Origin of the sequence: Pseudoalteromonas sp. UBA2102 (assembly GCF_002331165.1) — a bacterium.
Taxonomy (GTDB): domain Bacteria; phylum Pseudomonadota; class Gammaproteobacteria; order Enterobacterales; family Alteromonadaceae; genus Pseudoalteromonas; species Pseudoalteromonas atlantica.
On the sequence record NZ_DCYU01000068.1, the window covers coordinates 15,699 to 37,348 of the forward strand.

Here is a 21,650-nt window from a genome sequence, read left to right on the forward strand (position 1 = left end):
TTAAGTACTGGAAGGTTGCAGCCCTAATACTTCGAATGTATTTTTAAGCTCTAGAATGGCGTAGCCAGGGTCTATGCCCCAATTAAAAAAGCCGTCATTTATTGTTTTTTCCCAACTATCCTGATCTTCTTTAGGAATAAATTCAGCGGCATTAACATCACAATCTTTAGCTAAAATGACCATTAGAACTTCATGAACCGAAGGTCTATTATGACCTTCAGGATATGGGTTAACTTTCTTTATTCCTAAGATATTAGCAATCTCTTTAGCATCATACTTAGAGTTGCTTATTTCATTAGCTAAATCGGGCTTGAAACAATAGATAACAACAGCTAGTGTATTTAACAATAAATACCCCAAATAATTACCTTCTGAAAATGCATTTCCCTCGGTTAAGACTTGCAACACTTCCAGATATCTAACAAGCGTTTCGACTTCTCGTAAAGATAGTTCTAGGTTGATAATTATCGACTCAATAAATTTTTTAGGTAACTCAGGTGAGTAAAGGTTTGTTGGTAAATGCTGATTTTCCCGAACTAACTTTTCAAATAAGGTCATGGAAGCAAAAATTGGTTCAAGTCTATTTGGTATAGTCTTATTACTGAGTTTAATAGTGAATTTTAAAAACTTATCTAAATACTTTTGAGAGTCAACATCAGTACCATAACAATGATTTATTGATGCTCTCAATTGTTGGGAGTTAGTAATCAGTACAAATTGAACATTGTCGATATCAAACACGTGTTTAATCAGTTCTAGAACTTCTACAGCAAAGCTAGGCTTACACCTATCAAGCTCATCAACAAAAAACACTATAGCTTTTTCTTCTGCTACTCTGGATATCGCATCTTTAAGGGAAGTTAGATTTTTTTCAGCTTGTACCTGATCTTTTATAATTGACTCAACTGTAGCATCAATGGCTTTATCCGCGGCTTTTTGAATATCTTTGTCATAATCATCGGCGACACTAGCAAAATCTTGCCTAAGAATATGTCCAACAAAAGCTTTTCCTCCTGTTTTAAGTCCAAACTTTGTAGCTGGTATAATTTTTTTAATAAAGCCTGGCTGCTCTTTTTCTGGCAGTAACTTAATTATCTCTGATAGAAGCGTGACAAGTGGTTCACCTACATGATCAGCTTTAAATGCATCTACATAGATTAAATGGTGAGTGTCCTTTAATTTGAATAAATTAATTGTTTTTTGACAAAATTCAGATTTCCCCGTTCCCCAACTGCCATCAAGCATCATAGGAGATACATCCAAAGATGAACTCAAAAGTTTAATCATGTTTTCTGCTACAGGCTTACGATGAAACTCATCACGACTTTCAAATGTGTTATTCATATTTTCCCTAATAATTTAATTTTTAAATATTCGAATAATAGTAATCTAGATTCATGACTCCGTATAACCTATTTCCTCAACAACTGACTAATCGGCATCCGGTCAGTAAACTTGGTCGCTATAAACGGATCTTCATCTAGGGCGCTTTCAGGTTTGTATAGTGAATAGCGCTCAACTTCAGTTGCTGTAATTTCTGAAACGGGCAAGGTAAATAGGTTTGGTACGTCAGGAAACAGTACCTCAAATGCTTTAACTAAGTGCTTGGTTGTGAGTGTTTTTGCGCTGTCTATTAATGCATAAAGTACGGCATCATCTAAAAAGTATTTTAATGTTCTGAAACAACCTTTTGATAGTGAGAACAAAGCAAATACTGTTGCTTGCTCACTTAAGTTTGGCTTTTCGGTAAATGGCATACGGTTGGCTAGGCCAATTATTAGCTGTACAAAATGCTTTGGATTTTCTGATAATTTAAAATATGGCAGCTGCCGCCTTACTAATAAACGCGATGACCATTGAGGTTCGTCTGCTATTTTTTCTGCCCACGGCATTCCTACCAATACAATTGATACACCCGCTTCGTCGTTAATATACTTTAATCGGTTAGCAATCTCGCGGCGCTTTTTACCTTGGTTGTGCTCAATTAGCTCTTGGAACTCATCAATAATTATAAGCTCAGTACCACACGTTTTTAAATTTTCAATTAATGATTTCGTTAACCGAGTACCGTTTACTCGCAATTTACGCTCTGTGCTGCCTACTTGCCCTAAGTCTTTAAGAAGCTCGGCTAAAGTAGATTCTAGTGTCGGATTACTAGGTATGCGGCTGACTAATACAGGGTGATTCGTCACTCCATTAATAAATTGCGGTAAATGGCGTTCTTTATACTGTTTTATTAGTGCTGTTTTACCTGTGCCTGTATCGCCATTTAACAGCATACAAGGCTTTTCGCCCGCTAACCCTTTACCAAGTCTTAATCTGTCGAAGTCGTTAAATACAGTGCTTATTATTGGATATTCAATAAATACATCACGAAATTCATTAAGCTTTTCTTTTTGTTTGTCGGTCAGCATAATTAAAATCCATCTAGATCTGAGATAAAGTCATCCCAGCTATCAGCTGGCTGCTCTTTAGGTGTAACCTTTTTGGGTTCTACTGGCTCGCTCTGAGCTATTGATTTCTGCGAGTCGCTACTAACATTTTGATGCTTAGCTAACGCTTTACCCCCTTTTACCTTTGAGTGTTTTGGCGCATTTTTTAACTCTTCAAACTCGTTTTGAATTTTATCATGAATAAACATACGCGCTTTTGCTAAGCCTACATTATCGATAGAGCCCGAAATAAAATCGCGATGAATACGTATATTTATTTTGTGCTGATTCAAACTTAAATTTTGGGTGTAACCGTTTGGATCTATGCATGGCACTTTTATGTAATGCTCTAGCTTATCAAGGTACACGTAGATATAAGAGATATCATCTGGGTTTAATTTAATTAAAACTTCTTGAGATACTTTGTGGCTAAACTGCTTTCTATAGTTGGCTAGTTCAGTACTGTCGTAGCTTAAGTTTTCTAGCCGTATTCCACCTTTACGAAGCACCCGATGCTTTGAAATACTGAGCACAACATCCAATTGTTGAAGATCAGCATCACTCAGCATTGTTGGTGGTAACGTATTAAAGCCTTGATCCCATAATTGGCTTGGTATGTACTTAAAGCGGCTGTCGGCATCTTGATGGTAAACGTCTACTACCCATTTATGAAATAACTGCATAAAGGTCGTAAAACGCATAATTGCATCTTTTTTGGGATTGTATTCATACTTTTGTAAAATGTTAGAAAAGGTTTTACCAGGCACAGGGTCTAATAATTCAGTATTTATTGTGCCGAACATACGTTCTACAAATGGTTTTAACCACGGCTTCGCAACAGGATTATATTGAGTATTAATGCCTATTTCTTCACAAGCAAGCTCAAGGCTGTTACTCCAAAATTCAGCGCCATTATCAACAACAAGTGTTTCAATTTTGCCAGCGCACTTCCACTCATTAATCGTATCGGGGTATAGTTTTGCCACTTCACTTTTAGGTTTCATCGCATTTAGCATTGCTCGCCTTACTGCATCATAGCTAGGCTCACTGAAACTAAAGTAATAGCCAACAATACAATGGCTATACACATCGACTAACATGGTGAGTGTTGGCCGACCAAGCGGGATATGTAGCTCATCATCTAATAAAATAAGATCAAGCGGTGTATGGTCAATTTCAACTTTTTCGAGTACTCGGGTAGGCCGTGTATGCCCTTCTACTTTATTAAAAGCAATATCAGCAAGGCGCTTACCATAACGAGCGATCATTACTTCGTATTGTGGTAAGTTATCAATTCTGTTTTTAAACGCTTTGTATGTTAAAGGCTTTAGTGTGCTACCAACAACGCTGTCGTTTTCAATAGTCACTAAGTCTTTATAGAACTTGTAAGCCGAAGAGACAAAAGGCTTTTCTTTTACTAAGTAACGCTCAAGTGCTTTTTCGAAAAACTTATCGGTGGCTGTATCGCGCTCCCTGTTACCCTTTTTTTGATGGCTTGGTATTAGCGCCATGATATTTTTATCTGCATTTGTATAAGCGCTATACCATCGTGCTGCTGTTCTCCAGCTGGGCTTCTTTTCTCCCTCAACTTCAGGCATTACTTTCAATAAAGGCTCAAGGTTTTTTTGTGTCCAACCACCTTGAATATTAGCCTCAAGCCATTGAATATATTTAAGCTTAGCAAATGTTGTATTTTTAATTTTTTCAGGAAGGGCTTGTAAATCTTTGGCGTAATTTTGAGGTAGTTTGGTTTCTACTTTTGGTAATGGCTGGTTAAACTCATCATCAAACAAACCGTCATTAAACATTGTTAGACCAAATTGCTGTTTCTATTGATATTTCATTTGTAGTTAAGTCGGCAAATAACTGCCCTAGTGATAATAAGCGTAGCACAGTAGCAAGTAGCTCACCGGCAGTTACTTTTAAAAAGTTAACTAACTGGCCCACTTTAATAGAGCCGTATTGCTTAACAAGTTCTAGCACCGATGCTTGCAGCTCTGTTAAAGACTGAAAACCAGAATAGCGATGTAAAAGCTTTAAGTTATTGAGTGTTGGGTATACACGGATTTGTTTATCAGTAACCAGTATTAAGTCGCGTCCATCTTGCTTAGCTATGGTTTGCTTTTCAATAAAACGTGCACGAAAGTCTTCGTCAGTAATTTTGCTTTGCGGTTTTACTTCTATAAATTTTTGCGTGCCGTCTGTGTGGGTAAGTAAAAAGTCAGGTGTGTAACGGCATGTACGGTTATCAAACTGATATTCGTAACCGAGTGGTTGTGCCTCAAATGCGGCTATTGATGGTGAAAATTCAAAATGGAAACAGGCATCAAACTCTAAAGAGGATTCAACTAAACAGGTAGATTTATTTTTTTGACTAGCAAATTTATGGAGGTTTTTTACACGGGAGTGTTTGAGTTTTCTTCTGTACATGTGAGTCAACCATCTAACCATTTGGTTAAATACTAGACTATGCCACCTTATACTTCCAATTTATGCCATCTTTTAGTACAAATATGTCAACTTATACTTCAAACAACACAAATGAGGAATTTGGGTGGCAGTCTTACCAGCCACATCTCGGCACACACGTCACAAACTGTGGCTGCTCCCTTCCGGGCCTGACCAGGTTCGCCTGCTAGTGTTGCGAGAGGACCAATAAGACTACCATTGAGGGCCTTGGTTGGCGCGGGAAGGATTATCTCTACTTTTGGTGTGTTATTCAAGGGATAATCAAAAAAGAAAGTGCGATTGCATACTTCATATACAATCGCGGTTAAAAACAGCCTTTAATGCCTATTAATTACGCTCTAACTCGGCTTTAATTTTACGCAGTGCTGCTTTTACTTTTTTCATGTTTTCTGGGCCCATACGTAACAGCTGTTTTTGTGCAGCCGGTAATTGCTCCCATTCAGAAAACGCATACTGATAAGTAACCGAGTCTCGCAGTAGCGGTAACTCGCCTTCTGGCTCCGGTGTATCAAGTAATAACTCAATAGCATCTTCTAGCGTTTGATTAAATTCATCATCGCCGTAACCAATTTCACTGTACGCGTTGTTGATTAATGGCTTGTACTGCTCGTACATACGCACAGCTTGGGCGGCGCTCAAGCTCGTAAATACTTTTACATACGGTGTATAGCGCTCGTAGCTGTTAGGGTCAATTGTTAAAATGTCTCCTTCGTTTACGCTAAATTCTTCTTCGGGTTTAACCACTGGCGTATGCTTTTTAGCAATTTTGCCTTTGGCTATATTGTCTATAAATACGACGCCACGGCGAATTACATCGTCGGTTACCATTAGGCTCATTACCGAGTCGCTTAGGTATTCATCCATTTTGGCAACCACTACGGTGTCGCTTTCATCAAGCGTTGGTAATGGCTCTACAACCGGCTCTGGCTCAGCTGGGCGCTGAGCAGGCACGCTTAGCTCAACTGGCTTTTCAGGCTTAACTGATGGCGCATCTACCACAGGGTCGTTTTCTGGCTTTAGCTCCATCACAGGCTGTTCTTTTGGTGTTTGCTCTACCTCTGTACGAGTTTCTGGCTCGTCAGTGGGCGATAACAGTACGAACGCAGCGGCACACACTAAAATAATTAAAATAATAACGGCGAATAAAAAATTGTTTTTAGGCGGACGTTTTTGAACATCTGACGCTTCTGGTTTATCTGACATACAAACTCCATAAATTTAAATGCATATTACTCAGAGTACGCTGAGTGGAAAAAATTCACTATCGGTAATCACTATTACTTAAATATAGGCTTTACAACATAAACCTACACTTACTAATTAGAACAACGAGCCATAGTAACTCAGTTATTCTTTGATTCTTCTAGCTTAAAGACTTAAAGTTGATAAATAAAGAAAAGACGTTAAGCAGTTCAAAAACCACTATGAAAATCCAGCAAGTTGACCCACATAAACCTAAAATAGCCCTATTACTTACAGGTGGTGGCGCTCGCGCTGCTTATCAAGTGGGCGTGCTTAAAGCGCTTGCTCATAGTATGCCCCGCACCGCGCCTTTGCCATTTAGAATTATTAACGGCACTTCTGCAGGCGCGATTAATTCTGCAGCCTTGGCCTGTTATGCCTCGTGTGCACATTTGGCCGTGCGTAAACTTGAGTCTGTTTGGAAAAACTTTTCAACATCTATGGTTTACAAAAGCGACTTTTTAAGTGTATTTGGCCATATTGCGCGCAATATTTTAACCAGTTTTCAGTCTGAGCACATAAACCACCCACCCGGCAGTTTGCTGAATAACCGCCCTTTGCGCGGTTTATTAAACGAAATTTTAGACCTGCACCGCATTGAACGTAATTTACATCGTAATTATTTAGAAGCGATTTCTATTACCGCTTCAAGCTATACAACCGGTGACTCTGTTGCGTTTTTTCAGTCAAATACACAAACACCTTGGCAGCGTGCCAAGCGCGAAGGTCGCCCTATGCGCATTAACGTTGAGCATTTAATGGCCTCAAGCGCCATTCCTATGGTGTTTCCAAGTGTTAATGTATTTAACCACTATTTTGGCGATGGCTCTATTCACCAGCTCTCACCGCTTAGCCCGTCCATTCATTTAGGGGCTGAAAAAATATTTATTATTGGGGTAGACCAACCAAAAGAGTCGCATCCGGCGGGTTACTCGCCCCACTACCCTGGGCTTTCTGCGGTTGCTGGGCATTTACTCGATAGTGTATTTAGCGACACCATGCAAGCCGACCTTGAGCGCCTTGAGCGAGTCAATCGCACTTTAGGGCTGCTTCCGGCGCGCGACAAACACCAAGAGCTGAAACAAATAGAGACGTGTATTATTAATCCATCAAAAAACTTTAACGATATTGCCGCGCAGTACTACAGCGATATGCCGTGGGCAATTAAGTTGCTGCTGCGCACAATTGGGGTAAAAAAACATTCGCAATCGAGTTTAACCAGCTATTTGTTATTTGAAAAACGCTACACTCAGCACCTAATTCAAATTGGCTATGAAGATGGCATGAAAAAACTACCCGAAATACGCCAATTTTTAGAGCTCGACTAGCTAATGTTGGCCTTTGCTAATTAAAACTTGTTCTATGGGCTATTTAATCGCAGAGTAAGCTTAGTGAGCTCGATAACTACCTCTGCGTTATTTTAATAACTTGCATCTATGTCAGTAAAAAACATCAAATGCATTTTTATTCAAGCCCATCGAGTAGATAATGCTCTACTCGCTCTACCCGCCTAGGCTTACCTTGCAATACCAATACATCGTTTGCGCACAATGTGGTGCTGGTTGATGGGTCGTCTATTTCTTGCCCCTTTCGGCGCAAAGCTTTTACAGTCACGCGGCGTTTAGATAAGTTAAGCTCGTCTATTGTTTTATCCACCGCATAGGCTTGATCTGGCAACGCAACTACGTGTAAATATTCTAAGCGCTCAGAGGAGGTTTCTTCGTTGTCTTTAAAGTAACCGGCGTAAAAACTTTGCATAAGCGGGTAGCGATTACGGCGCTCTTTACTAACACGGCGTACAATGCGTGTCATCGGTACACCCGACATCGACAACACATGCGAAACCAACATTAAGCTTGCCTCTAACGACTCAGGCACCACCTCAGTAACACCCAACTCTTTTAAGTTGTTTAATTGGCTGTCGTCGCGGGTTCTTATTAGTATTTTAACGTTGGGTGCAAGCTGCTTTATGGCGTCTATTACCACGTGTGCATGCTCAAGCTCTGTAAAGGTAATAATCACTAAGCGTGCTCGCTCTACCCCTGCGCACTTTAAAATATCTTTTTGTTTTACATAGCCAAATATTACTGGCTCACCTGCGGCTTTGCCCTCTTGTACTAAAATAGGGTTACTTTCTATGGCAACGTAATCTATGGCTTCGGGTTTTAAAAATCGCGCTATAGTTTGTCCTACGCGTGAAAAGCCACAAATAATCACGTGATCGTTATATAAGGTGCTACTTTTAGGCTCGCTCTCCCTCGCCATACTGGGGTGATCTAAAATACCTAATTGCTTTAACATTAGTGGGGTTTTATCAATTAAAAACGGGGTTAGCGCCATCGAAAGCACCCCTAAGGCAATTAAAAACGACGCTTGCTCTGAATTGAGCAACTCATGCTGACCTGCCAAAGCAATAAGCACAAACCCAAATTCTCCCATTTGCCACAGCATAACGCCGCAGGCTAGCGAGTCTTGATTGCGCTCATGCATTAATCGGGCACTTAATGCCAGCACGGTAATTTTTAATATTAACAAGCCAAATAACGCGCCAATAATTACAAAACCATGCGAAAGCACAAATAAAATATCGAGCTGCATCCCCACAGTTACAAAAAACAGCCCCATTAATATATCGCGAAATGGCCTAATATCAGCCTCTAGTTGATGGCGGTAATGGCTCTCTCCTAGCATCATGCCAGCTAAAAATGCCCCAAGCGCCATTGATAAACCAAACATGTAAGTTAAAAAGCCGGCAAATAACGCCACCAAAATTGTGGTAAGTACAAACAGCTCATCGGTTCGTACCTGCGCTATTTCTTTAAATACTTTAGGCAGCACCCATTTACCAATCGCCCACAGTAATAAGCACACAAACGCGCCTTTTGTAAGCGCAAATGCCAGCGCCCAACTAATACTTTGCGAATCGCTTGAGGCAAACAATGGCAAAATAATAAGCAGGGGCACAACGGCAATATCTTGAAACAGTAATACGCCCACCGCCAGTTGCCCACGGCGCTGGTTTAGTTCGCCAGTTTCTTTTAATAGCTTAACCACCACCGCGGTTGAAGAAAGCGCCATAATTGTGCCAATGGTAAAGCTAGTGAGTAAGCTAAAATTTAAGCTATATAAAATAATAATGAAGAGCAAGCTGGTAACACCAACTTGTAACGAGCCCAGTCCAAACACAATATTGCGCATGGCCATTAGCCGCGATATAGAAAATTCGAGCCCTAAACTAAACAGTAAAAATACGATGCCCAGCTCAGCAATAAACTCTATTTCGTGAGATTGCGCAAGCCAACCAATGCCATGGCTGCCCGCTAAAACGCCTGTTGCTAAATACGCCAAAATAGGCGGCAAGCCAATGCGCTTAAAAAACCATACAAAAAGCACCGCCGCCACTAACAAGCCAAAAATTTGAGCGTTTATACTTTGCAAATTCGGCCTCCAGCGTCAATTAAACTACGGAATGAACTTTAAATATAGCAACCATATGTTTATCAAGCAATTTTAAAATATGGCATAAAAATAGCTTGGTTATTGCAAAGTAACACCCTGGGGGAAGATTTTAATGGAAAATGTCCATATTTTGACACAACGCGTGTCTGGGCGCGGCGATTTTTTGCCGTTTTCGGCAGAGCAAACACACACAAACGAAACAGCGGCAACGCACGATTTAGTTACCGAGCTACAAACAAGCCTAGTAATAGAAGATGTGTTGGCTATTTATGCAAAATTTGCCAAACAGCTACTTAACTTTTCAGGGCTGCAGTTTCAATCAACGCTCGGCACTGCACAAACCTCAGATAGCAACACGAACACTAGCCCGTACTCTTACGATTTAGCTATTGGTCGCGAGCACTTAGGACAGCTAATTTACTTTAGCCAATACCCTATTAGTAAAGCGATTGAAAACAAATTACGTGCCCTACACAGCGCCCTTGTGTACCCACTGCGTAACGCAATGATGTACAGCCGAGTGTTAAAACTTGCCACAAAAGATGCGCTTACCGGGTTAAATAACCGTAGCCAATTTAATGACATGTTATCGCAAAAGCTCGAAAATTGCCGCCGTTACCAGCGTCCTTTTAGTTTAATGCTGCTTGATTTAGATAACTTTAAGCAAGTAAACGACAACTATGGTCATAAAGTAGGTGACGATGTTTTAAAAGAGTTTTCGCAGGTACTTTGTAGCAGTATACGCGGCACCGACTCTGTATTTAGATTTGGTGGCGATGAGTTTTCGCTGATTATTGAAGACCCCGAGTTTACAACAAACAAAGTGGTTGCTGAGCGCATTATGCACTTAGTCAGAAACTCAAGTTTAATGTCTAAATATAAAGTAACCACCAGCATTGGCTTTACCCTAGCCAATAGCCAAGATTGCGAAACAGAAATATTTGCTAGAGCCGATAAAGGCTTATATAAGGCAAAAGCCTCTGGGCGCAACTGTGCAAAAGCATATTAGTATTTATATAACTGTATTATTTATAAAAGCTTAGCCTCCCCCGCTAAGCTTTTTTATTATAAATTAATTATTTATTAACCAGTAATTTATAAACAAACAAGGCTGCACAAAAGCCAAAAAAGAAGCCGCTCACTAAATTAAGCAATGCTGTTATGCTTGCAAGCGGGGTAAATAACACTAAAACCAATGGTAAACTTACCCCTAAAATAAAAAATAACCCGCCTTTACCTAACCAGTAGGCAAGCAGTAATACCGCCGATATCACCCCGCCCACAACGGCATAACCTAATGTAATAATATTAAGCTCTAGTAATACATTGGCTATAACAGCTACTAACGCTGTTATTAACATACCCATTGGCGCTTTGCTAACTAGCGATAAGCCTACATGTGGCTGATCTTTCATTTATTTACACTCCCAAAAAATGCCGTTTTCGTCTCGGTGTTTTTCACTTACAAAATAACCAACAACTTGCACAAGCTCATCGTTATAAAATATTAAAGGCACCCGCTCTCTTAACCACGGGGCTACTTTTGCATCTTTAAACCAGTGTTTAAGCGTATTGCTGCCTGGCTTTTTTAACGGCTTTATACGCGCACTATTACAATTAAAGCGCACGGTGACTTGCTCGTTTGGCAGTGGGGCACGTAGGCCTTTACCTTGTTGCTTTATTAAAACGCGCCCATCATTAAGTGCAAGCTCATTGCTCGTTAGCGCTTCATCGGCTAATAATGTGTGTGGTGTAACAAAATACAAATACCCTTGATGGCGTCGTATTTGCCCTTCGCTTAAATCAACTTGCATTTGCGCATCAGCCTGCGCATTTATGGCTTGGTTAATTATTTGCAAAAGCTGCTTTTGTGAGGGCATTACTTGGGTAAATAAGCTAAGCCATGCACGAACCACATTGGTTATGCGCACGTCGCTGTAGGTGGTTAGTTGGCTAACGCTCAGTGCTTGATGGGCGTTTACGCTTTGTTTTAAATCAAGTTCAGTGTACTCATCAAGTAGCGCTTGTTGTTGCTGTAGTAACTCAATGCTGCGCCCAGCACAATGTTCAAAACCTTTAAAGCGCTTTGCAAGTATAGGCACTACACGTGCACGTAAAAAGTTACGATCAAAACGCTCATCGGTATTTGAGTCATCAGTAATGTGCGTAATATTAAACTCTGTGGCAAAGTGCTCTATATCACTGCGCGTTATGTTTAAAAGCGGTCTGTAGCATATTCGCCCGCTTTGTAGTTCACGCATTTTTTGCATTGCGCCTAACCCTTTTAAGCCAGAGCCGCGCTTTAACCGCAGTAAAAACGTTTCTATTTGATCGTTTAAATGCTGACCCAACAAAATAACACTGCCCGCGGGGCTTAGCTCATCAAGTGCTTTGTAACGCGCCTCACGTGCCTGCGCTTCAAGGCTTGTTCGTGTTTTTGAGTTTATTGTTACCTGCGCGGCATTAAACGATATATTTAGCTCAGCGCACAAGTTTTGGCAAAAGCGCTGCCAGTCATTCGCGTATTGGCTTAAACCATGATTAACATAAATCGCGTTTACGTTTAGCTTTGGTTGCGCTTGTTTTAATAAGTGCATTATATGAAGCAATACCACCGAATCCACGCCACCCGAAAGCGCCACCGTAAAGTTATACTGCTGGTGCTTAAAAAAGTGCTCAAGGGCGTGTTTAACGTGCTGATAAATAGGTGATGCTTGCATGGATACGCTATAAATTTAATGTTTGCAGTATTTTAAAACAAAAAAGCCGCATAAGCGGCCTTTTTTAACAATAAATGTGTTGGTTAGCTAATTAGCAGTAACCAAACGACATTAAACGTTTGTAGCGTTGATCTAGCATGTCTTCAAGCGATAGCGCTTGTAAGTCAGCAAGGTCACGTTTTAAACGTGTTTTTAAGTTACGTGCCATTGCATCGTAATTGCGGTGTGCGCCGCCTAAAGGCTCTTCAACTAAGTTATTAATTAAATCGAGCTCTTTAACACGCTCTGCAGTTACACCCATTGCCTCTGCGGCAAGTGGTGCTTTATCGGCGCTTTTCCATAAAATTGAAGCACAGCCTTCTGGCGAAATTACTGAGTACGTGCTGTATTGCAACATGTTAACTCTGTCGCCAACACCAATGGCTAATGCACCACCAGAGCCGCCTTCGCCAATAACCGTACAAATTGTGGGTACTTTAAGTGCCGCCATTACTTTTAGGTTACGTGCAATTGCCTCAGACTGACCGCGCTCTTCAGCGCCCACACCTGGGTATGCCCCTGGGGTGTCGATAAAGGTCATAATTGGCATTTTAAAACGCTCGGCCATTTCCATTAAACGTAGCGCTTTGCGGTAGCCTTCTGGTTTTGGCATACCAAAGTTACGTTTAATTTTTTCAGCTGTATCACGCCCTTTTTGCTGGCCAATCACCATTACTGGTTCGCCATCTAAACGTGCAACACCACCTAAAATAGCCGGATCGTTAGCAAAAGTACGATCGCCTGCAAACTCGTCAAATTCCGTGAAAATGCGCTCGATATAATCTCGAGTGTAAGGACGCAACGGATGACGCGCTAACTGCGATACTTGCCAAGCGCCTAAATTTGAGAATATTTCCTCTTTTTGCTTAGCGCTTTTTTCTTTTAATTTGCTGACTTCCTCTTCTAACTCAAGGTCTAATTCGCCAGCGCGGCTTATGCTTTGTAATTCTTCAATTTTTGCTTCTAATTCTGCAATCGGAAGCTCAAAATCAAGATAATTGAGGCTCATGCTCTAAACTACCTAATCAGTTAAATTCTAGTTCTACATCTTGTGCCGCCATGAGTGATAACTTATGAATTAAGTCGTCGCTCGGCGTAACACACCATTCGATCCCTAGGGTTAATTGAGCCAACGCATCGGGGCGCTGGTAATAAACCTTGATCGGACACGTTCCCATTTTATAAGGTTCGAGTACTTTTTGTAATTTATCGAAGAAACCTGCCTCGATTTGCACCATGTTCAGCGTCATTTTAATCGCTTTAATGCGTTTTTCACGCGCTTGAGCAATGGTGTTTATTTCTCTGGCGGTCATTGTAATGCCACCGGAGAAGTTATCAAAGCTGACCTGTCCAGATATTACCAAGATATTGTTTACTTGAAGCATTTCTTGGTACATTTCGAACTGCTCAGGAAACAAGCGTACATCAATACGGGCGCTCTTGTCATCTAAAGTTATTAAGCCCCAACGATTTCCTTTTTTATTAATTAAGGTCCGCGCTGAAATAACTAAACCCGCCGCCGTAGAGAGTACATCACGATTTGTTGGCTGTAAATCCACCAGCTTGCCGCTTGTGTAATGTCTAAGTTCACGGCGATACTGATTTATCGGATGCCCTGTTAAATAAAGGCCTAGCGTGTCTTTTTCGCCATCAAGCCATTGGTTATCGGTAAGCGGTGTGGCTTTAATAAAGGCTTGCTCAACTTCATCAGGCTCGGTGGCCAGTAAGCCAAATAAATCGCTTTGCCCTAGTTGCTCAGCTTTGTTGTGCTGATCGGCAGCGCGCATGGCATCTTTTAAACTTGCCAGTAATGTTGCACGCCCTGCTTGGGTTTTCTCTGGCCCGAGTTGATCAAGTGCACCGGCGTAAATTAATTTTTCGGTTACACGTTTATTTAAGCGTTTTAAATCTACACGGGCACAAAAATCAAATAAATCTTTAAATGGGCCGCCTTTTGCGCGCGCTTCTAAAATGGCCTCTACCGGCGCTTCACCTACGCCTTTAATAGCACCAATACCGTAAACAATTTCACCTTGCAGGTTTACCGTAAACTTAAATTCTCCGGCGTTTACATCAGGCGGTAATAAGGTGAGCTTCATGTTTTCACATTCATCCACCAAGATAACTATTTTGTCGGTGTTATCCATATCGGCCGACATTACCGCAGCCATAAATTCTGCTGGATGGTGCGTTTTCATCCACAGCGTTTGGTACGAAACCAGTGCATACGCTGCCGAGTGAGATTTATTAAAACCATAACCTGCGAATTTTTCTACCAGGTCGAAAATTTTAATTGCCAGTTCGCCGTCTATACCATTATTGCGTGCGCCTTCTTCAAAGGTTGAACGCTGCTTGGCCATCTCTTCGGGTTTTTTCTTACCCATTGCACGACGTAGCATGTCGGCGCCACCAAGCGTATAGCCTGCTAGTACCTGGGCAATTTGCATTACTTGTTCTTGGTACAAAATAATGCCGTAAGTAGGCTCAAGTATGGGCTTTAAGCTTTCGTGTTGGTATTGGGCATCTGGGTATGAAATTTCTTCTCGCCCAAGCTTACGGTCGATGAAGTTATCTACCATGCCTGATTGCAGTGGGCCTGGGCGGAACAAGGCTACCAATGCAATCATATCTTCAAAGCAATCGGGCTTTAATCGGCGTACGAGGTCTTTCATGCCGCGCGATTCTAGCTGGAATACCGCGGTTGTTTCGGCGCGCAGTAATAGCTCTATACTTTTTTTATCATCCAGTGGGATGGTATTTATATCAACGGGCGCTTTGCCTTCGCGCTTCATGCGCACGTTGGTCATATCCACAGCCCACTGCAAAATGGTCAAGGTACGTAAGCCCAAGAAATCGAACTTAACTAGGCCTGCGGTTTCTACGTCGTTTTTATCAAACTGTGTTACCGGAAACTTACCTTCGTCATCGCAATAAAGTGCAGCAAAGTCGGTAATGGTCGTCGGCGATATTACAACACCACCGGCGTGTTTACCGGCATTACGTGTACATCCTTCTAGGATGCGACACATATCGATTAAATCTTTTACCTCTGAGTCGCCATCATAGGCTTCTTGTAAACGCGGCTCTACCTCAAACGCTTTGGCAAGCGTCATCCCGGGATCCCCTGGGATCAGCTTAGAAATACGATCAACAAAACCATAAGGGTGGCCAAGTACACGCCCTACATCGCGTATAACCGCTTTTGCAGCCATGGTACCAAAGGTAATAATTTGTGATACCGCGTCCCGCCCATACAATGCCGATACATGGTCAATTACCTCATCACGCCTGTCCATACAAAAATCGACATCGAAATCGGGCATTGATACACGTTCAGGGTTTAGGAATCGCTCAAAGAGTAGGTCAAATTCAAGCGGATCAAGGTCGGTAATTTTTAGGGCATACGCCACTAATGAACCCGCACCCGAACCACGCCCTGGCCCCACTGGAATATTGTTATCTTTACTCCACTGAATAAACTCCATTACGATTAAGAAGTAGCCTGGAAAACCCATTTGGTTAATTACACCAAGTTCTACTTTTAAGCGCTCGTCGTATTCGCCTCGTTTTTCTTGTCGCTCTTGTTCATCAGGGAATAAAAACTGCAAGCGCTCTTCAAGGCCATCTTCTGAAACCTTAACTAAAAAGTCTTCAATTTTTAACGAGCCTGTTGGGTAATCAGGCAAAAAGTAAGTGCCTAGTTGCACCGTTACGTTACAGCGTTTGGCTATTTCTACCGTATTTTGCAGCGCTTCAGGGATATCGCTAAATAGCTCTGCCATTTGCTCAGGCGTTTTTAGGTATTGCTCTTGTGAGAATCGTTTAGGGCGGCGTTTGTCATCAAGGGTGTAACCGTCAAAAATAGCCACACGAATTTCGTGCGCTTCAAAGTTTTCGGGCTTTAAAAAAACCACTTCGTTTGTGGCAACAACGGGCAGCTGCTCTTTTGCTGCAAGCTCTACCGCCATATGCAGGTAGTCTTCTTCAAGCGGACGGTCGGTGCGAATAAGCTCTAAATAGTAATGTTCGCTAAAATGCTGCTTATAAAAGCTCACTACAGATTCAATAACACCTGGGTTATTTTTTAATAAGGCCTTACCTAAGTCACCATCTTTTGCGCCTGAGAGAATAATAAGCCCTTCTTTGTGCTCAACTAGCCATTCTCGGTCAATCACCGGGCGATGAAATATATGCCCGCGTTGGTAAGCTTCAGATATTAATAAGGTAATATTTTTATAACCGTCGTTGTTTTTAGCTAGCAACGTAATACGGCTTGGCTCATCTGGAAACTCTGGGCTGCGCAACCAAAAATCGGCTCCCACTATGGGTTTAATACCGGCACTGTGGGTTGCGCCATAAAAACGCACTAAACCACAAAAGTTCATTTGATCGGTAATTGCCAGCGCGGGCATTTCAAGCTCTTGCGCTTTAGCAACAATAGGCTTGGTTTTAGCTAAGCCATCGACCATCGAAAAGTCTGAGTGAACCCGTAAATGTACAAAATCTGGAGCGGCCATTATTTATGCCTCGCCCTTTGCTTGCATTAGCACACGTTGTACCGGCTTAAAACTTTTACGGTGCTCATCAATAGCACCGTACTGCTCAAGCGCTGCAAAATGTGCTTTAGTTGGGTACCCTTTGTGCCCTGCAAACCCGTATTGCGGGTAGCGAGTATCAAGCTCAAGCATTTCATCATCACGCGCTACTTTGGCTAAAATAGAGGCTGCTGAAATTTCAGCCACTAAACTATCGCCTTTAACAACTGCTTGAGCCGGCATAGCTAATTTAGGTAAGCGGTTACCATCTACAAATACAAACTCTGGTTGCGTACTTAACCCCTCAACTGCACGCGTCATTGCAAGCATAGTTGCATGCAAAATGTTTAACTCGTCAATCTCTGTTGGGCTACAACGACCAATGGCATAACACAGCGCTTTTTGTTTTATTTCTATAGCCAGTGCTTGGCGCTTTTTGTCGGTTAGCTTTTTAGAGTCAGCTAAACCTGTAATAGGATGCGCTGGGTCAAGTATTACCGCAGCGGTAACAACATCGCCGACAAGCGGGCCACGCCCTACTTCATCTACACCGGCAATTAAGGTTACGTTGGGTCGTTCAATTTGCATTTATTAACTCCGCCACAGCCTTGGCTGCTTGTTTGCTGGCATTTAATCTAATTTTTTCGTGGATGGCTAAAAAGCGTGCTTTTAGTTCTTTATTATCGGTATTTAGCATAGGCGTAAGTGCGCCCGTTAAATTAGCCACGTTACATTCACTTTGTAAAAACTCCGGCACGAGTTCTTCATCGGCTAATAAGTTAGGCAGTGAAAAATATTTAATGTTAAAGGTAAACAAGGTTTTAAAAATCCAATAGCTCATTGGCTTAATTTTATAACCCACCACCATAGGCTTTTTATACAGCATGCCTTCAAGCGTTGCTGTGCCTGATGCCAGTAAAATGGCATCGGCTGCTTGCATGGCTAGTTTTGACTGACCATCGAGTAGGTTTACATTTAAATTTGGCGCAGTGGCATTTAAAATTTCACTAAATTGCGCTTTGCGTTTTTCGTTAACCAGCGGCACCACTATTTTAAGATCTGGGTTTTGCGCTTGTAACTGCGCAGCTGTATTTATATAGGTTTCGCTGAGCAAGCCTACTTCTGAGCCACGGCTACCTGGCAGTAAAGCCAGTACTTTGTCGTCGGTATTTAGGCCAAGTTCTTGGCGGGCTTGGCTATCGTCGTGCTCAAGCGCTATATCGTCAGCTAAGGTGTGCCCTACAAATGTACACGGTACTTGGTGCTTATCGTAAAATTCTTTTTCAAACGGCAGCAAAGCAAGCACTAAATTTGTGGCAGCACTAATGGTATGAATGCGTTTTTCGCGCCATGCCCAAACCGACGGGCTTACATATTGAATGGTTTTAATACCGGCATCTTTTAAAGGCTTTTCTACGCGTAGGTTAAAATCGGGCGCATCAATACCAATAAATACATCGGGTGGGTTATCTTTAAAGTGCTGCACCAGCTGCTTACGTATTTTAAGTAAACGCGGCAAACGCCCTAATACTTCAACCAGCCCCATTACCGAGAGCTCGTCCATGTCGTAAAGCGTTTTACAGCCTTGAGCCTGCATTTTTGGCCCTGCAATGCCTTCAAAAATAGCATCTGGGAAGTGCGTTTTAAGTGCTTTAATTAAGCCTTCGCCTAAAATATCGCCCGACAGCTCACCTGCCACAATACCAATACGTAGTTGTTTTTTCTCTTTATTCATTCGACTTTATTTATCAGGCGTTCATAGCGGTTAGTTTACCGTGTTTTAATGTTTGGTTAAACGCTTTAAATTAACGATTATTTGTAACTAATTTAGTACCAAACGATTGTTTGTATTTCATACTGATGTAGCATGGTGAATATATATTAACTTTTTCTAATATGTTTATTGACAAAAATTGTGCAAACGTAAATAATATTCCAAACTTTCAGTAATTACTGAAAGTTCATTAATTTTAACTTTGCCAATTATTAATTGCCTTGTTAACCCGTCACCCTCAAGGAGCCAAAAATGATAGATGAAACCTTTGTGGATCTATCGCGATTGCAGTTTGCTGTTACCGCACTCTTCCATTTCTTATTCGTACCTTTAACCATAGGTATGACCTGGATTTTAGTTATTATGGAATCGGTTTATGTTATGACCGGTCGCGAAATTTATCGTGATATGACTAAGTTTTGGGGAAAATTGTTTGGTATTAACTTTGCTATTGGGGTGGCAACGGGCCTGACCATGGAGTTTGAGTTTGGTACTAACTGGTCTTATTACTCGCATTACGTAGGCGATGTATTTGGCGCCCCGCTCGCTATTGAAGGCTTAATGGCGTTCTTTTTAGAGTCGACCTTTGTGGGTATGTTCTTTTTAGGCTGGGATAGGTTAACTAAACGCCAACATTTGGGCGCTACATTTTTAATGGCGCTAGGTACTAATATGTCGGCGCTGTGGATATTAATTGCTAACGGGTGGATGCAAAATCCGGTAGGGGCAGAGTTTAACTATCAAACCATGCGCATGGAAATGACCAGCTTTGCAGAGCTTGTATTTAACCCTGTGGCGCAGGTTAAGTTTATTCATACGGTATCGGCAGGTTACGTAGCCGCTTCTATGTTTGTACTGGGCATTAGTAGCTGGTACATATTAAAAGGCCGTGATTTAGCCTTTGCTAAGCGCTCGTTCTCGGTGGCATCGGGCTTTGGTTTAGCATCCATATTGTGTGTCATTTTATTAGGTGACGAATCAGGCTACGAAGTAGGCGAAGTTCAAAAAGTAAAACTTGCCACCATAGAAGCTGAGTGGCATACCGAAGAAGCACCCGCTGCGTTTACCGCGCTTGGTTTTCCTGACTCAGATGAGCAGGTAACGCATGCAGCAGTAAAAATACCTTACGCACTAGGCATTATTGCTACCCGCTCTTTAGATGAGCAAGTTATTGGTATTTCTGATTTAGAGAAAAAACACGAGGTACGCATTCGTAACGGCATGATAGCGTACGAATACCTCCAAAAGCTAAGAAATGGCGATGACAGCGAAGAAAACATAGCTAAATTTGATTCTCTTAAAGCCGATTTAGGTTATGGCTTGCTGCTAAAACGCTATACCCCCAATGTGGTAGATGCCACAGAGGAGCACATTCAAATGGCAGTTAAAGACTCGTTCCCTAAAGTGGGGCCTATGTTTTGGTCATTTAGAATAATGGTGGCCTGTGGTGTAGCTATGCTGGCCGTATTTGTATTGGCATTTTATTACAACGCACACCGTATTATTGAGCAAAAACGTTGGCTTCTGTGGGCTGCAGTATTAAGTATTCCACTACCATGGATTGCAATAGAGTTTGGTTGGATCGTTGCTGAATATGGTCGCCAGCCTTGGGCTATATCAGAAATATTACCGACCTTTTTAGCCACCTCGTCACTGACGGTAAACGATATTTTAATTAGCTTAACTGGGTTTATTATTTTTTACACTGGCCTTGCCATTGTAGAAGGTTGGTTAATGGTGCGCTTTATTAAACAAGGCCCAAGCTCGTTACATACAGGTAAGTATCACTTTGAGTTACCAAACAAAGCAGATAAAGACGCAGGAGAGCAATTATGATTTTTGATTATGAAACATTAAAAATGCTGTGGTGGTTGCTCATAGGCGTACTGCTAATAGGCTTTGCAATTACCGATGGCATGGATATGGGCGTAGCGATGCTGCTTCGCCTAGTTGGTAAAACAGACTCAGAGCGCCGCACGGTAATTAACACCATTGGCGCCCACTGGGACGGTAACCAAGTATGGTTTATTACCGCAGGCGGCGCTTTATTTGCAGCGTGGCCTATGGTGTATGCCGCTGCATTTTCGGGCTTTTACTTTGCCATGATGCTGGTATTGTTTGCGCTATTTTTTAGACCTTTAGGTTTTGATTACCGCTCAAAAATAGACTCTAAACGCTGGCGTAATAACTGGGATTGGGGCTTATTTGCAGGCAGCGCCATTCCGGCTTTAATATTTGGTGTGGCATTTGGTAACTTATTTTTAGGTGTACCGTTTAACATTGATAACTTACTGCGTGTAAGTTACCAAGGCTCGTTTTTTGGCTTACTCAACCCATTTGGCCTACTGGCAGGTTTAATTAGTATCACCATGTTAATTGCCCATGCAGGCATGTGGCTACAACTGCGCACAGCAGATGCCGTTGCAGCGCGCTCAGCGCAATATGGCCGCTACGCATTAGTGGTATTTATTGTACTGTTTGCGGCTGCGGGTTTTTGGGTGGCAAACATAAATGGCTACCAAATTGTTTCTATGCCTGATACGCAAAGCCATGCAGATCCGTTGGCAAAAGTTGTAAGCACAGCGCAAGGTGCGTGGCTTAATAATTACAGCGAGCGTCCATGGACAATGACCTTCCCTATTTTAGGCTTTGTTATGGCACTCAGTGCTTTACTGTTCTCTAAACTAAACAAGCCAGCGCTTGGGCTTATTTCAACCAGCATCATGTTAATTGGCGTTATTATGACGGCGGGTGTGTCGCTGTTCCCATTTATTATGCCATCTGTTAATAACCCAGATATTAGCTTAACTATTTGGGATGCGGTGTCGAGCCACAGAACGCTTAATATTATGTTTGTTGCTGTTGTTATATTTATTCCGTTAATTTTGGCCTACACCACCTGGTGTTACGTAAAAATGTGGCGCAGAGTAACGGTAGACGAAATTGAAAACAACACGCATGGTAGCTACTAAGGAGACTA

General features: G+C 41.9%; 16 protein-coding genes and 1 other RNA gene. 4 read left to right on the top strand and 13 right to left on the bottom strand.

The features are described from left to right. From B2R65_RS09130 to B2R65_RS09155, 6 genes are all read right to left on the bottom strand, one after another. Positions 1-1,344, bottom strand: a complete 1,344-nt coding sequence (locus B2R65_RS09130; RefSeq protein ID WP_273611449.1) for a KAP family P-loop NTPase fold protein — start codon at positions 1,342-1,344, stop codon at positions 1-3. 68 nt (positions 1,345-1,412) lie between these two features. Further along, entirely contained in the window at positions 1,413-2,414 is a 1,002-nt protein-coding gene (locus tag B2R65_RS09135) for a TniB family NTP-binding protein (RefSeq protein ID WP_273611448.1), read from the bottom strand. 2 nt (positions 2,415-2,416) lie between these two features. Beyond that, positions 2,417-4,240, bottom strand: coding sequence for a Mu transposase C-terminal domain-containing protein (locus B2R65_RS09140; protein ID WP_273611447.1), 1,824 nt, complete (start codon positions 4,238-4,240; stop codon positions 2,417-2,419). Beyond that, positions 4,233-4,862, bottom strand: a complete 630-nt coding sequence (locus tag B2R65_RS09145; RefSeq protein ID WP_273611446.1) for a Tn7 transposase TnsA N-terminal domain-containing protein — start codon at positions 4,860-4,862, stop codon at positions 4,233-4,235. The genes B2R65_RS09140 and B2R65_RS09145 overlap by 8 nt, the downstream gene beginning before the upstream one ends. 131 nt (positions 4,863-4,993) lie before the next feature. Continuing rightward, an RNA gene (gene ffs, locus B2R65_RS09150) (signal recognition particle sRNA small type) lies at positions 4,994-5,090 on the bottom strand. A 138-nt stretch (positions 5,091-5,228) separates the two neighbouring features. After that, complete coding sequence (locus B2R65_RS09155; RefSeq protein ID WP_273611445.1) at positions 5,229-6,104, bottom strand: DUF3014 domain-containing protein; 876 nt, start codon at positions 6,102-6,104, stop codon at positions 5,229-5,231. 221 nt (positions 6,105-6,325) lie between these two features. On the opposite strand from B2R65_RS09155, the gene B2R65_RS09160 reads away from it, so the two are divergent. Next, positions 6,326-7,471: a patatin-like phospholipase family protein gene (locus tag B2R65_RS09160; protein ID WP_004586945.1), complete on the top strand. Its 1,146-nt coding sequence runs from the start codon at positions 6,326-6,328 to the stop codon at positions 7,469-7,471. 136 nt (positions 7,472-7,607) lie between these two features. Here B2R65_RS09160 and B2R65_RS09165 read toward each other — a convergent pair whose 3' ends face one another. Continuing rightward, positions 7,608-9,581, bottom strand: coding sequence for a monovalent cation:proton antiporter family protein (locus B2R65_RS09165; RefSeq protein ID WP_273611444.1), 1,974 nt, complete (start codon positions 9,579-9,581; stop codon positions 7,608-7,610). A 133-nt stretch (positions 9,582-9,714) separates the two neighbouring features. Between B2R65_RS09165 and B2R65_RS09170 the strand changes: the two genes are divergently transcribed. Beyond that, the gene (locus B2R65_RS09170) at positions 9,715-10,611 is read left to right on the top strand and encodes a GGDEF domain-containing protein (protein ID WP_024033826.1); all 897 of its coding nucleotides are present in this window, start codon (positions 9,715-9,717) and stop codon (positions 10,609-10,611) included. Between the two features lie 67 nt (positions 10,612-10,678). Here the strand turns inward: B2R65_RS09170 and B2R65_RS09175 are convergent, their stop codons facing one another. From B2R65_RS09175 to lpxB, 6 genes are all read right to left on the bottom strand, one after another. Next, positions 10,679-11,017, bottom strand: a complete 339-nt coding sequence (locus tag B2R65_RS09175; RefSeq protein WP_273611443.1) for a hypothetical protein — start codon at positions 11,015-11,017, stop codon at positions 10,679-10,681. Then, positions 11,018-12,322 carry a tRNA lysidine(34) synthetase TilS gene (gene tilS, locus B2R65_RS09180; protein WP_273611442.1) on the bottom strand — a complete coding sequence of 435 codons (1,305 nt, stop codon included), beginning with the start codon at positions 12,320-12,322 and terminating at the stop codon, positions 11,018-11,020. It lies immediately after the preceding gene. Positions 12,323-12,413: 91 nt separating this feature from the next. Continuing rightward, positions 12,414-13,370: an acetyl-CoA carboxylase carboxyl transferase subunit alpha gene (gene accA, locus B2R65_RS09185; protein WP_004586940.1), complete on the bottom strand. Its 957-nt coding sequence runs from the start codon at positions 13,368-13,370 to the stop codon at positions 12,414-12,416. Between the two features lie 16 nt (positions 13,371-13,386). After that, complete coding sequence (gene dnaE, locus B2R65_RS09190) at positions 13,387-16,878, bottom strand: DNA polymerase III subunit alpha (RefSeq protein WP_273611441.1); 3,492 nt, start codon at positions 16,876-16,878, stop codon at positions 13,387-13,389. 3 nt (positions 16,879-16,881) lie between these two features. After that, entirely contained in the window at positions 16,882-17,484 is a 603-nt protein-coding gene (gene rnhB, locus B2R65_RS09195) for a ribonuclease HII (RefSeq protein ID WP_273611440.1), read from the bottom strand. Further along, positions 17,474-18,631 carry a lipid-A-disaccharide synthase gene (gene lpxB / locus B2R65_RS09200; RefSeq protein ID WP_024033822.1) on the bottom strand — a complete coding sequence of 386 codons (1,158 nt, stop codon included), beginning with the start codon at positions 18,629-18,631 and terminating at the stop codon, positions 17,474-17,476. Before lpxB ends, rnhB begins: the two co-directional genes overlap by 11 nt. Positions 18,632-18,922: 291 nt before the next feature. Here lpxB and B2R65_RS09205 point away from each other — a divergent pair, with 291 nt between their 5' ends. Both B2R65_RS09205 and cydB read left to right on the top strand, forming a co-directional pair. Further along, a complete protein-coding gene (locus B2R65_RS09205; protein ID WP_004586936.1) occupies positions 18,923-20,506 on the top strand; it encodes a cytochrome ubiquinol oxidase subunit I in 1,584 nt (527 codons plus the stop codon). After that, positions 20,503-21,642 carry a cytochrome d ubiquinol oxidase subunit II gene (gene cydB, locus B2R65_RS09210; RefSeq protein ID WP_286742109.1) on the top strand — a complete coding sequence of 380 codons (1,140 nt, stop codon included), beginning with the start codon at positions 20,503-20,505 and terminating at the stop codon, positions 21,640-21,642. Before B2R65_RS09205 ends, cydB begins: the two co-directional genes overlap by 4 nt. Positions 21,643-21,650: the final 8 nt, after the last annotated feature.